The 12,331-nt window shown below is 74.9% G+C and carries 12 protein-coding genes; 8 read left to right on the top strand and 4 right to left on the bottom strand.

All coding sequences use genetic code 11. The annotated features are described in order from the left end of the window. Window positions 1–18: 18 nt before the first annotated feature. From ACFVYI_RS18680 to ACFVYI_RS18670, 3 genes are all read left to right on the top strand, one after another. Entirely contained in the window at window positions 19–267 is a 249-nt protein-coding gene (locus ACFVYI_RS18680) for a phosphopantetheine-binding protein (RefSeq protein ID WP_387886706.1), read from the top strand. Then, complete coding sequence (locus ACFVYI_RS18675; protein ID WP_387886703.1) at window positions 264–1,487, top strand: beta-ketoacyl-[acyl-carrier-protein] synthase family protein; 1,224 nt, start codon at window positions 264–266, stop codon at window positions 1,485–1,487. Before ACFVYI_RS18680 ends, ACFVYI_RS18675 begins: the two co-directional genes overlap by 4 nt. 162 nt (window positions 1,488–1,649) lie before the next feature. Then, the gene (locus ACFVYI_RS18670; RefSeq protein WP_387886700.1) at window positions 1,650–2,561 is read left to right on the top strand and encodes an SGNH/GDSL hydrolase family protein; all 912 of its coding nucleotides are present in this window, start codon (window positions 1,650–1,652) and stop codon (window positions 2,559–2,561) included. On the opposite strand, the gene ACFVYI_RS18665 is transcribed toward ACFVYI_RS18670, so the two are convergent. Beyond that, on the bottom strand, window positions 2,558–3,310 hold the full coding sequence (locus ACFVYI_RS18665) for a gamma-glutamyl-gamma-aminobutyrate hydrolase family protein (protein WP_387886698.1): 753 nt from the start codon (window positions 3,308–3,310) through the stop codon (window positions 2,558–2,560). The two genes, ACFVYI_RS18670 and ACFVYI_RS18665, sit on opposite strands and share 4 nt — an antisense overlap. A 155-nt stretch (window positions 3,311–3,465) precedes the next feature. Here ACFVYI_RS18665 and ACFVYI_RS18660 point away from each other — a divergent pair, with 155 nt between their 5' ends. The 4 genes from ACFVYI_RS18660 (at window position 3,466) to ACFVYI_RS18645 (ending at window position 8,333) form a co-directional block, all read left to right on the top strand. Then, window positions 3,466–4,869 carry a glutamine synthetase family protein gene (locus tag ACFVYI_RS18660; protein WP_387886695.1) on the top strand — a complete coding sequence of 468 codons (1,404 nt, stop codon included), beginning with the start codon at window positions 3,466–3,468 and terminating at the stop codon, window positions 4,867–4,869. 5 nt (window positions 4,870–4,874) lie between these two features. Beyond that, the gene (locus ACFVYI_RS18655) at window positions 4,875–6,242 is read left to right on the top strand and encodes an aldehyde dehydrogenase family protein (protein WP_387886693.1); all 1,368 of its coding nucleotides are present in this window, start codon (window positions 4,875–4,877) and stop codon (window positions 6,240–6,242) included. A 9-nt stretch (window positions 6,243–6,251) separates the two neighbouring features. Continuing rightward, on the top strand, window positions 6,252–7,058 hold the full coding sequence (locus ACFVYI_RS18650) for a 3-oxoacyl-ACP reductase (protein WP_387886691.1): 807 nt from the start codon (window positions 6,252–6,254) through the stop codon (window positions 7,056–7,058). Window positions 7,059–7,157: 99 nt separating this feature from the next. Next, complete coding sequence (locus ACFVYI_RS18645; RefSeq protein ID WP_387886689.1) at window positions 7,158–8,333, top strand: DUF2510 domain-containing protein; 1,176 nt, start codon at window positions 7,158–7,160, stop codon at window positions 8,331–8,333. Between the two features lie 139 nt (window positions 8,334–8,472). Here the strand turns inward: ACFVYI_RS18645 and ACFVYI_RS18640 are convergent, their stop codons facing one another. The 3 genes from ACFVYI_RS18640 to ACFVYI_RS18630 all read right to left on the bottom strand — a co-directional run bounded on the left by ACFVYI_RS18640 (window position 8,473) and on the right by ACFVYI_RS18630 (window position 11,408). Continuing rightward, window positions 8,473–9,396 carry a lytic polysaccharide monooxygenase gene (locus tag ACFVYI_RS18640; protein ID WP_387886688.1) on the bottom strand — a complete coding sequence of 308 codons (924 nt, stop codon included), beginning with the start codon at window positions 9,394–9,396 and terminating at the stop codon, window positions 8,473–8,475. 239 nt (window positions 9,397–9,635) lie between these two features. Continuing rightward, the gene (locus ACFVYI_RS18635; RefSeq protein ID WP_387886686.1) at window positions 9,636–10,094 is read right to left on the bottom strand and encodes a hypothetical protein; all 459 of its coding nucleotides are present in this window, start codon (window positions 10,092–10,094) and stop codon (window positions 9,636–9,638) included. 81 nt (window positions 10,095–10,175) lie between these two features. Then, window positions 10,176–11,408, bottom strand: coding sequence for an amino acid deaminase/aldolase (locus tag ACFVYI_RS18630; RefSeq protein WP_387886684.1), 1,233 nt, complete (start codon window positions 11,406–11,408; stop codon window positions 10,176–10,178). A 118-nt stretch (window positions 11,409–11,526) separates the two neighbouring features. Between ACFVYI_RS18630 and ACFVYI_RS18625 the strand changes: the two genes are divergently transcribed. Beyond that, window positions 11,527–12,270, top strand: coding sequence for an SseB family protein (locus ACFVYI_RS18625; RefSeq protein ID WP_387886681.1), 744 nt, complete (start codon window positions 11,527–11,529; stop codon window positions 12,268–12,270). Window positions 12,271–12,331: the final 61 nt, after the last annotated feature.

Here is a 12,331-nt window from a genome sequence, read left to right as displayed (position 1 = left end):
AGCGAAAGGCCCACCGGCATGTCCTCGTCCCAGAGCTACGACATCCTCCACGCCTGCCTGATCACGGAGTTCGACGTCGCCGCCGAGCGCGTCCGGCCCGGCGCCACCCTGGCCTCGCTGGAGCTCGACAGCCTGGCGCTGGTCGAGCTCTCGCTGCTGGTGGAGGAGCGGATCGGCGTCACCGTGGCCGACATCCGGCCGGACGGCACCCTCGGTGAGCTCGCGGCCTTCGCCGACGCCGGCCTGGCAGCGGGCGCGGTCAGTTGAGCGGGCGCACGGTGGCCGTGACCGGGCTCGGCCTGGTCACCCCGGCCGGCTTCGGCACGGCGGCCACCTGGCAGCACTTCCTGGGCGGTGAGCCGACCGCGCGTCCGGACCTCACGCTGGCCGGGTTGAACGCCGACTTCTGCTGCACCGTCGACCCGTACGACGCGCCGGGGCTGCTCGGCGGCCGGCTGGCGCGCCGGCTCGATCCGTTCGCCCAACTCGCCGTCCTGGCCGCCCGCGAGGCGGTCGACGACGCCCGGCTCGACCCGGCCGGGTGGGACGGCGCCCGGGTCGGGGTGGTGCTCGGCGTCAGCGCCACCAGCGTCACGACCCACCAGGTGGAGTACGCCCGGCTGGAGCAGGGCCGGGCCGACCGGATCTCCCCGCTGATGCTGCCCCGCAGCATCCCCAACATGGCGGCCGGCGAGGTCAGTCTGGATCTCGGGGCGCTCGGGCCCAGCCTGGTCGTCAGCACCGCCTGCGCGTCCGGCACCAGTGCGCTCGGGCTGGCCTGCGACCTGCTCCGGGCCGGCACCTGCGACCTGGTGCTGGCCGGCGGTGCGGACAGCGGCCGCTCCCGGATGGTGGCGACGGCCTTCGACCGGCTGGGCGCGCTCTCCCGGCGGCGGCACGACCCGGCCGGCGCCTCCCGCCCGTTCGACGCCGACCGGGACGGCTTCGTCCTCGGCGAGGGCGCGGGTGTCCTGGTCCTGGAGCGCGTCGAGCACGCCCGGGCACGCGGTGTCCGCCCGCGCGCCTACCTGGCGGGGCACGGCTCCGCCGCCGACGCGTACCACTTCACCGCGCCCCACCCGGACGGCGACGGCCTCGCCCGCGCCCTCGACACCGCGCTCGCCGACGCCGGGCTGGCGCCGTACGAGATCGGGCACGTCAACGCGCACGGCACCGGCACCGCGCTGAACGACCCGGCGGAGGCGGCGGCGCTGCGCCAGGTCTTCCACCGCCCGCCGCCGGTCACCGCCAACAAGAGCGTGATCGGACACACCATGGGCGCGGCCGGTGCGATCGAGGCGGCACTGACCGTACTGACCCTGCAGCACCAGCTGATCCCGCCGACCGCCAACCTCGACCGGATGGACGAGGCGATCGACCTCGACGTGGTCACCAAAGCGCCCCGGCCGGTCGCCCTGCAGGCCGCCGTCTCGGTCTCCAGCGGCTTCGGCGGCCAGAACGCGGTCGTCGTCCTGACCGCCGTCTGACCACCGCCCGACCGCCGGCGTTCCCCGCCGTCCCCGTCCCCGTCCGCCGCCCGCCCGTGCCCGGGCTCCGGCACGGCTGCCGCACCCGGAAGGGTCGAGCGGCGGCTCCGTGCTGCCCCGGGTCCGTCACCCCCGCCCGCCGACCCGCCCTGGAGTACCGCCATGCCCGGCCCCACCCCGACCGCCGGCCCCGCCCCGTCCGCCGTCCCGGCCCCGACCGCCCCGCCGCAGGCCCGCCCCGACGCCGCCCGCCGGCCGCGCCGCTCCGGCGGACCGCTCGGCCGCGCCCGGCTCACCGCCGCCCGCCTCTACAGCCGGGTGCTGATGCGCCGCCCGCCCGCCGACTGGTCGGTCCCGATCGCCGACGGCCGGTACGGGCCCGCCGAACCGGCCGACGACCGGCCGCTCACCCTGCTGATGCTGGGCGACTCGCTGGCCCAGAGCCTCGGGGCCGGCCGTCGCGAGGAGACCCTCGGCGCCCGGCTCGCCGACGGCCTCGGCCGCCGCCTGGACCGGCCGGTGGACCTGCGGGTGCTCGCCCGGGTCGGCGCCACCACGGCGGGCCTGCGCCGGCAGGTGGCCCGGGCGGCCCGGCTGCGGCCCGGTCTCGCGGTGCTGATCGTCGGCGGCAACGACGCCCTGCTCCCCCTGCCGCTGGGGCGCTCCGGCCGCGGCTTCGCCCACCTGCTGGGGGTCCTGCACGAAACGGGGTGGCAGCTGGTCGTGGTGCCCTGCCCCGACCCCGGGTACGCCCCCGGGCTCCGGTCGCCGGCCCGCTGGTGGGGCGCTCGCCGTTCCCGGCGGCTGGCCCGGCTGCAGAGCCGGGCCGCCGAGCGGGTCGGTGCCGTGCCGGCGCCGTCCTCCGGCACCGAGTTCCGCGACCGGGCGCACGAACTCCTCGGCCCGGACGGCGTGCACCCGTCCCCGCGCGGCTACGCGGAGCACGCGGAGCGGATGCTGCCGAGCCTGCTGGAGGCCGCCCGCCGGCCCGACCGCGTCGAGACCGACCATGCCGGAACCGCCGGAACCGCCGGAACCGCCGGGGTCGCCGAGCCCGCCGCCGCGACCGGTTAGGAGCTGCCGAGGGCGACGGCCCCGACCGCCTCCAGCGGCACCGTCCGGGCCGCCGTCGCCGCCCGGACCAGGGCCTGCATCACCCGCAGGTCGTCCCCCTGCTCGGGGTGCCACTGCACCCCGAGGGTGAACCCCGGCCCCTCCACCGCCTCCACGGTCCCGTCCGGCGCGTGCGCGCTCACCCGCAGCCCCGAGCCGAGCCGGTCCACCGCCTGGTGGTGGAAGGTCGGCACGGTCAGCTCGCTCTCCGGCAGCAGCCCGCCGAGCAGCGTGCCGGGCACCGGCCGCACCGTGTGCTCCCCGTACCTGCCGGGCGAGCCGCCGTGCACGTCCGGGGTGACCACGTCCGGGAGGTGCTGGACGAGCGAGCCACCGCACACCACGTTCAGCACCTGCATGCCCCGGCAGATGCCCAGCAGCGGCATGCCCGCCGCCAGGGCCGCCCGCAGCAGCGCCGACTCCCAGTGGTCCCGCTCCGGCGCGTCCGCCTCGGTCAGCGGGTGCGGCGGCTGCCCGTAGTACGCCGGGTCGATGTCCGGCCCGCCCGCGACGACCAGCGCGTCCAACCGGGCGAGCACCTCCGGCGCGCGCTCCGGGGCGTCCGGCGGCAGCAGCACCGCGATCCCGCCCGAATCCCGCACGTACGCGGTGTACCGCTCGGGCACCAGTGCCACCCGGCGGGCCCGCCAGTCGCTCCAACTCGCGTCCACCAGGTAGGTGCTGACGCCGATGAAAGGCCTGCGATCCATGGCGGGCATTCTCCTCCCGCCCCGCCTGATACCCCGTCAACCACGCGTATCGGCGCGCCACACCCGTCCGCCCTCTTCCGTGCTGTCCGTGGCAGGCCGTACGGTTCGCTGTGACCGTCTGATCTCGCTGAGTGATCGAAGGGGAGGGTTCCGTCATGCCCGACAACGCCGCCGCGGGTGCGCCGCCGCGCGCGCCGCTCACCATCGACGAGCTGCGCACGCTGGTCGACGCCGGCGAGATCCACACCGTCGCCCTCGCCTTCACCGACATGCAGGGCCGGCTCCAGGGCAAGCGCTTCGCCGCCCGGTTCTTCCTCGACGAGGTCGCCGAGCACGGCGCCGAGGCCTGCGACTACCTGCTCGCCGTCGACGTCGACCTCAACACGGTCGACGGCTACGCCCACTCCTCCTGGGAGACGGGCTACGGGGACTTCGCCATGCGCCCCGATCTCGGCACGCTCCGGCTCACCCCCTGGCAGCCCGGCACCGCGCAGGTCACCGCGGACCTCGCCCGGCACGGCGGCCACCCCGTCGACACCGCGCCCCGCCAGTTGCTGCAGCGCCAGATCGGGCGCCTCGCCGAGTACGGCCTGGCCGCCGACATCGGCACCGAGCTGGAGTTCCTGGTCTTCCGTGACACCTACGAACAGGCCTGGCTCGGCGGGTACCGCGGCCTCACCCCGGCCAACCAGTACAACGTGGACTACTCGTTGCTCGGCACCGCCCGGGTCGAGCCGCTGCTCTCCCGGATCCGCAACGAGATGGCCGGCGCCGGCCTCGTGGTCGAGTCGGCCAAGGGCGAGTGCAACCTCGGCCAGCACGAGATCGCCTTCCGCTACGCCGACGCCCTCACCACCTGCGACCAGCACAGCGTCTACAAGACCGGCGCCAAGGAGATCGCCGCCCAGCAGGGCTGCGCGCTCACCTTCATGGCCAAGTACGACGAGCGCGAGGGCAACAGCTGCCACATCCACCTGTCCCTGCGGGACCTCCGGGACGGGCGCGAGCCGGGCGGCGCCCCCGCCTTCGCCGACCGCGACGGCCGGATGACCGACACCATGCGGCACTTCCTCGCCGGCCAGCTCACCGCCCTGCGCGAGTTCAGCCTGCTCTACGCGCCCAACATCAACTCCTACAAGCGCTACCGGCCCGGCTCCTTCGCCCCGACCGCCGTCGCCTGGGGCCGGGACAACCGGACCTGCGCCTACCGGGTGGTCGGTCACGGTCCGAGCCTGCGGATGGAGAACCGCGTCCCCGGCGGTGACGTCAACCCGTACCTCGCCGTCGCCGGCATGATCGCCGCCGGCCTGCACGGCCTCCAGCACAAGCTCGAACTGCCCGCCCCCTGCCTCGGCAACGCCTACGCCGTCGACGAGTACGCCCGGGTGCCCGGCTCGCTGCGCGAGGCCGCCGACCGCTGGGCGGGGAGCGAGCTCGCCCGCGCCGCGTTCGGCAGTGACGTGGTCGAGCACTACCTGCACATGGCCCGGGTCGAGCTGAACGCGTACGACAGCGCCGTCACCGACTGGGAGCGCTACCGATCCTTCGAGCGGATGTGAGCGGCATGGAGGGTCCCGCCGCCTGCACCGTCCTCAATCCCGCCACCGGCGAGCCGCTCGGCACCGTCCCCGACACCACCCCGGCTCAGCTGGACGCCGCCGTCCAGCGCGCCCTCAAGGCCCAGCAGGGCTGGGCCGCGCTCGCCCCCGGCGAACGCGCCCGACTGCTGCGCCGCTTCGCCGACCAGGTCGAGGTGCACATCCCCGAGCTGGCCGCCCTGGAGGTGAGCGAGGCCGGCCACACCCTCGGCAACGCCCGCTGGGAGGCGGGCAACGTCCGCGACCTGCTGGAGTACGCCGCCGGCGGGGTGGAGCGGCTGACCGGCCGCCAGATCCCGGTGGCCGGCGGCCTGGACATCACCTTCCACGAGCCGATCGGCGTGGTCGGGGTGATCGCCCCCTGGAACTTCCCGATGCCGATCGCCGCCTGGGGCTTCGCCCCCGCCCTCGCCGCGGGAAACGCCGTGCTCCTCAAGCCCGCCGAGGCCACCCCGCTCACCGCGCTGCGGCTGGCCGAACTCGCCCTCGCCGCCGGGCTTCCGGAGGGTCTCCTCCAGGTCGTCCCCGGCGCCGGCGCCACCACCGGGCGGGCCCTGGTCGACCACCCCGCCGTCCGCAAGATCGTCTTCACCGGCTCGACCCTGGTCGGCAAGGAGGTCGCCGCCCGCTGCGCGGCCCGGGCCAAGCGGGTCACCCTCGAACTCGGCGGCAAGAGCCCCAACATCGTCTTCGCGGACGCCGACCTCGCCCGCGCCGCCGACCCGATGTCCTTCCTCGACAACAGCGGGCAGGACTGCTGCGCGCGCAGCCGCATCCTGGTCCAGCGCGAGGCCCTCGACGACTTCCTCGCCCTGCTGCTGCCCGCCGTCGAAGCCGTCCGCACCGGGGATCCGGCCGACCCGGACACCGAACTCGGCCCGCTGATCTCCGCCGCCCAGGTCCGCCGGGTCGCCTCCTACGTCACCCCCGAGCTGCCGGTGCTGGCCCGCGGCGCGGTGCCCGACGGCCCCGGCTTCTGGTACCCGCCCACGGTGCTCGCCCCCGCCGACCCGAGCGTGCCCGCGGCGACCGAGGAGATCTTCGGCCCGGTCGCGGTGGTGCTCCCCTTCGACGACGAGGCGGACGCCGTGCGGCTGGCCAACGCCACCCGTTACGGGCTCTCCGGCTCCATCTGGACGCGGGACGTCGGCCGGGCGCTGCGCCTGGCCCGGGGCGTCGCGGCGGGCAACCTGTCCGTCAACTCGCACTCCTCGGTGCGGTACTGGACGCCCTTCGGCGGGTTCGGCGACTCCGGCATCGGCCGGGAGCTCGGGCCCGACGCGCTGGTCGACTTCACCGAGACCAAGAACGTGTTCATCCACAGCGAGGAGTAGGAGCCGGCCATGAGCGAGAAGCCCGCCGCCACCGAGAAGGACGGCCCGGTCTGCCGGCGTCTGGTCGGCCGGACGGCCGTGATCACCGGAGCGGGCAGCGGCATCGGGCTGGCCGCCGCCCGCCGGCTCGCCTCGGAGGGCGCCAAGGTGGTCTGCGCCGATGTCGACGAGGACACCGGCAAGGCGGCCGCCCAGGAGGTCGGCGGCCTGTTCGTGCACACCGACGTCACCGACCCGTACATGGTCGAGGCGCTCTTCGACGAGGCCTACGAGACCTACGGCAGCGTGGACGTCGCCTTCAACAACGCGGGCATCTCGCCGCCGGAGGACGACTCCATCCTGACCACCGAGCTGGCGGCCTGGCGCAAGGTGCAGGAGGTCAACCTGACCTCCGTCTACCTGTGCTGCAAGGCGGCGCTGCCGTACATGCGGCGGCACGGGCGCGGTTCGATCATCAACACCGCCAGCTTCGTGGCACGGATGGGCGCGGCCACCTCGCAGATCTCCTACACCGCCTCCAAGGGCGGGGTGCTGGCGATGTCCCGCGAGCTGGGCGTGCAGTTCGCCCGGGAGGGCATCCGGGTCAACGCGCTCTCGCCCGGGCCGGTGGACACCCCGCTGCTGCGCGAGCTGTTCGCCAAGGACCCGGAGCGGGCGGCCCGCCGGCTGGTGCACATTCCGCTCGGCCGGTTCGCCCGGCCCGAGGAGATCGCGGCGGCGGTCGCCTTCCTCGCCAGCGACGACTCCTCCTTCATCACGGCGAGCGAGTTCCTGGTCGACGGCGGCATCGCGGGGGCCTATGTGACCCCGATCTAGCCCTCCGTTCGGCCTTCTCACCGTAATCTCATGCAGAATGCCGGGAATTGGCGGTCGCGCTGATATCGCGTTTATCCGGCTGCCTTTAGATTCTCTGTCGTGAGCGAGCAGATTCCCGCCGGGTGGTACCCGGACCCGAAGGACACCACCAGCGATCCGCGACCGCAGCGCTGGTGGGACGGCAAGGGCTGGACGGCCGACACCCGGCCCGCACCCTCGGACGCCCCGCCGGCGCCGGAGCCCGCGGCGCCGGCGGCCCCGGGGTCGGACGCGACCGCCGAGACCCGGGTGCTGGAGGGGGAGGTGCTGGGGAGCGGGCCGACGGTCCGCTACCCGGAGCCGCCCCCCTTCGGCGCCGCCTACGGCGCGATCGCACCGCCCGCGCCGCCCAAGCCCCGGCGCAAGCCGTCCAAGCTGGTGATCGCGGCCACCGTCGCGGCCCTGCTGGGCCTCGGCGCCGGCTCCGGGATCACCTACCTGGTGATGGACGGCCACGGGGAGACGCGTGCCTCGCACCGCGCGCCCCGGCAGGCCCCGCCGTACGGCGAGGAGGGCCCGTGGAGCGGTCTGCCCGATCTGGGCGGCCCCGACAGCGACGGCGGCCAGGGCAACGGCAACGGCGGCAACGGCCAGGGCAAGGGCAATGGCAACGGTCAGGGCAACGGCAACGGCAACGGTCAGGGCAACGGCAACGGTCAGGGCAAGGGCAAGGGCAACGGCGGCAGCGGTGGCGGCAACGGCCAGGGCAGCGGTCCCGCCGCCGACCTGGTGAACCGGATCACCCTGCCGGTCCCCTCCGGCTGGCAGGGCACCACCACCCCGGACGGCTTCGCCGCGCTGAGCGTGGGCCTCTACCAATGCGAGGGCGGCGGCAACTGCTCGCTGGGCGGCGCCAACACCGGCCGGATCGCCGGCGGCGGCACCGACGTCCAGGCGGCGGCCAAGGCCGACATCGAGAAGGCGGCCAAGGACTCGTACAACGACCTCAACTCCCACGAGGAGCTGAAGTCCGAGGCGGTCAAGGTCGACGGCCGGGACGGCTACCTGGTCCGGTGGAAGGTCGATGCGGCGAAGGGCAACGACGGCTACGTGCAGACCGTCGTCTTCCCGGCCGCCGACGGCAAGTCGCTGATCTCCGTCCACCTCGGCTTCGACATCGCCGCCAAGGCGCCCGATGTCGCCGTGATGGACACCATCGTCAAGGGCATCGCCGACTACACCGGCAAGGTGCCCGCCTTCCCGGGGGCCGGCCCCGACGGCGGTACCACCACCTGACCGCGCAGCTCCGCTCACGTACGGCGGCCCACCCGGAGGAGTCCGGGTGGGCCGCCGCCGTGTTCACACGCCGTGGTGGGGATCGCCTGGGCCGGACCGCACGGGGGTCGGTGGGCGGTCCGGCCCAGGCCTCCGGCGGTCAGGAGTCGCGTCGAACAGCCTCGAAGCGACGGCGCCGGAGCACCATGCCGGCCCATCCGACGCTGATCGCGGCGGCGCCGGCCAGCAGCAGCGGACCGGTGGCCGAGCCGCCGACGGCGGCGTTGGCGGTCGGCACCACCGCGCCCGCCGGCTCGTTGGCGTTGCCGCCGTGCCCGTGGTGGGCGACGGTGGACTTGGACTGGCCCGCGGTGATCTGCTCCTCGCTCGGCGCGACCGGAGCCTGCGCGGAGAGCGCCGACACGGTCTGGCCGGCGGCGGCCGCGGGCTGGCCGAAGTCGACGTCGGAGCAGCTGTAGAACGCCTCGGGGCTGTCGCTGCGCTGCCAGACCATGTAGAGCAGCTGGCGGCCGGTGCGCTGGGGCAGCGTGCCCGCGTAGTTGTAGTACCCGTCCGTGGCGGTGCGGGTGACCTGCACCTGGGCGACCGGGGTCGACTCCAGGTCGGACCACTTCAGCGGCTTGGTCGGGTCGTAGCCGGCCTTGGTGATGTAGACGGTCTGGGTGCCGACGTGCGCGGCGGTGACGCGGAACTTGAAGTTGAACGAACCGGCGCTGACCGGGGTGGCCGGCCAGTCGGTGCGCGGCATGTCGAGCGCCTTGTACTTGTCGCGGTTGGCCGAGCAGAGCTTGCCGTCCGGGATCAGCGCCTGGTGGTTGCCGTTCGCATTGGCGATGTTGACCTCGTTCCAGTCGTACAGCGGCTGGGTGCCGCTCATCGCCACGAGGTCCTTGCAGACCTGGGACTTGGGGGTCTCCGGGCCCTCGGCGTAGCAGGCCGCGATCCGGCTGACCGGGTTGGTCATGGCACCGTGGGCGCTGGCGGTGCCGGCGGCGGTCGTCGAAACGGCGAGGACCGCGGCGCCTATGACACCGAGGGACAGGGCACTTCGCTTGATGGACATGGGGTGGGGACTCCTTGACCAGTGTTCCGGACCGAGAGTGTGGGGGATGGGCACGTCTGCCCGGGGTCCGCCGGCCCGGCACGCGGGACCCGGGCTGAGCGTATGATTGGACTAGACCAACTGGCAATAGTCGGTCGTGGCGTACTTTTTGACGGACTGTAGCCGTACGCGCAGCACAGAGGCCCGAGGGGACGCAGGAGTTAGGCGTCCCCTCGGGCCTCTTTAAGGCTGGGAAAAGGTCAGTGGCCGGTGAACGGTCGGATCGGCGGCTGCACGGCCTGGTGGTAGGTCACGCCCCCGTGCACGTTCTGGGCCTGGATCACGTTGCCGTTCACCGTCCCGCCGCTGATCGTGTTGTGCACGGTGACCCCGCCCCGCGCCGGCAGCTGCGGCCTGAACTCGTCCAGGATTCCCTGGAGTTCGTCCGCCGCCCCGGGGTCCTCCAGCAGTGCCTGGCGGAGCCGGCCGCGCCAGGTGCCGGTCAGGTCGTTGACGGCCTCGGTGTCGCCGCTCTCCTGGGCGCGGGTGATGACCACCCGCGAGCGCTCCAGCGCGGCCGCCTCCGTCTCGTCGCTCTCGCCGCGCCCGAACAGCGCGGCGAAGCGCGAACGGGCCTGCGTCCAGGCCTCGGTGGCCATCAGCCCGACCAGTGTGGTGGCGCCCGACGTCACCAGCTGCTGCACGATATCGGCCTCCACGGCTGCCCCCTGGGTTCACGTCCGGTCCCGTCGGAACCACGGTAGAGCAACGGCGGTGCCGCAGCGGGGAATCCGGCGAGGTCAGAGGAAGGTCTTCAGCTCGCCCCGGTAGGTCGGGACGGTGCGCACCACCGTGTCGCCGTCGATCAGGTGCAGCTCGGCGAAGCGCTCGCACAGCTCGCCCGCCTTGGCGTGCCGGAACCAGACCCGGTCGCCGATCAGCAGGTCGTCGGCGGCCGCGCCGAGCAGCGGGGTCTGCACCTCGCCGGCGCCCTCCATCGGGTCGTAGCGCAGCCCCGGCGGCAGGTAGGGCACCGGCGAGCGGTCCGGCCCGGCCGCGCCGGAGGCCGGGTAGCCGCCGCCGAGCACCGTCACCACGCCGAGGCCGGGCCGGCGCACCACCGGCTGGCCGAACAGCGCGGCCGGCCGGCCGCGGAACGCGCGGTAGTGGTCGAACAGCCGCGGCACGTACAGCCCCGAGCCGGCCGCCACCTCGGTGACCGCCCGCTCCGCCGCGGTCGACTCGACGCTGCCGGTGCCGCCGCCGTTGACGAACTCCAGCTCGGCCACCTCGCGCAGCCGCCGGACCGCCGCCGCGCGCCGCTCGGCCAGCTCGGTTCGTGCCTTCGCCTGCATCAGCCGGATCATCCGCGAGCGCACCGGCCGCCCGGGCAGGCTGTCGCCCACCCCGGCGATGTGCCCCTCGTAGGCCATCAGCCCGACCACCCGGAACCCCCGGCGGCGCTGCACCAGCTCGGCGAAGGCGCCGAGGTCCTCGGGCGTGCGCATCGGCGAGCGCCGGGCGCCGACCCGTACGCGCCCGCCGAACAGCTGCAGCGAGGTGTCCAGCTCCAGGCAGACCCGCACCTCGGCGGGGCCGGTCCGGGCCGCGTCGATCAGGTCGAGCTGGGCCGGGTCGTCCACCAGGACGGTGACGGCGGCGGCCGCCGCCGGATCGGCGGTCAGCTCGGCGAAGCCGGCCCGGTCGGCGCTGGGGTAGGCCAGCAGGACGTCGCGGACGCCGGCCCGGGCCAGCCAGAGCGACTCGCCGAGGGTGAAGCTCATCACCCCGGCGAAGCCGTCCGTCGCCAGTACCCGCTCCAGCAGCGCCCGGCAGCGCACCGACTTGCTGGCCACCCGGATCGGCTTGCCGGCCGCCCGGCGGACCAGGTCGGCGGCGTTGGCGTCGAAGGCCGCCAGGTCGACGACGGCCACCGGGCCGTCCAGGTGGGCGGTGGCCCGGTCGTACCGGGCTCGGTCGGCCGCCGGCGAGGGCGCGGCGGCGGTGCGGGCAGCAGCTTCGAGCGTGGCCATGGGCGCAGAGTGCCACACCGGACTACCGGTGGGTAGGCCTGTGACGGGTGATCCGCCCCGGCGGCGCGTGATCCGCCTCGATCCGGTGGCGGGTGTGAGGTGGCATAGGGTCGGCCGGGTGGACCGCAAGAACATTCCGAACCCAGGATTCGCCGCCGACGACGGCACCGCCGACCCGGCTCTCGCCGAGGCGCTCGCCCGCTGGGCGCAGGAGCGCGCGGCCGAGCCGGAGGTGCTCGCGGCGCTGACGCCGACCCGGCTGATGGTCCCGATCGTCGCCGTCCTCGGCGAGGTGGAACTGGACGAGCACGGGCACAAGCACGAGAAGACCAGTGACATGGCCGTCCCGGTGATCGAGGCCGCGGACGGCCGCCGGGCGCTGCCGGCCTTCACCTCGATGGAGGCGATGACCCGCTGGCGGGCCGACGCCCGGCCGGCGCCGGTGGCCGCCCCGCAGGCCGCGATGGTCGCCTACTCCGAGCGCGCGGACACCCTGCTGATCGATCCGGCCGGCCCGGTGCCCTACCAGCTGTCCGGGGCCCGGCTGCGCGCGCTGGCGGAGAACCGGCCGTACCTGCCGCCGGTGCGCGACCCCGAGGTGCGCGAGGCCGTCCGGGCCCTGCTGGCGGCCGAGCCGCAGGTGGTGAGCGGTCTGCTGGCGCCCTATCAGGAGGGGGACGGCCTGCTCGCGGTGGTGTTCGACCCGGCGCTGGACCAGGAGGCCGTCCAGGCGGCCGCGCAGCGGCTCGGGCAGGCCGTCGCGGCCGACCCGGTGCTGCGGGTCCGGCTCGACCGGGGCCTGGGCCTGGCCGTCCTGCCGGCCGACGCCGGGCTGCCCGGCGAGCCCCTGTACCGCCGCTAGCGCGGGGGCGCGGCAGGGAGGCCGGACGCGGCGGTGCCCCCTCCACCCGCCGGGTGGAGGG

This window comes from Kitasatospora sp. NPDC058218 (assembly GCF_042882445.1).
Taxonomy (GTDB): Bacteria; Actinomycetota; Actinomycetes; order Streptomycetales; family Streptomycetaceae; genus Kitasatospora.
The sequence above is the reverse complement of the archived record's forward strand: the minus strand, read 5'-3'. Positions and strand labels throughout refer to the sequence as shown.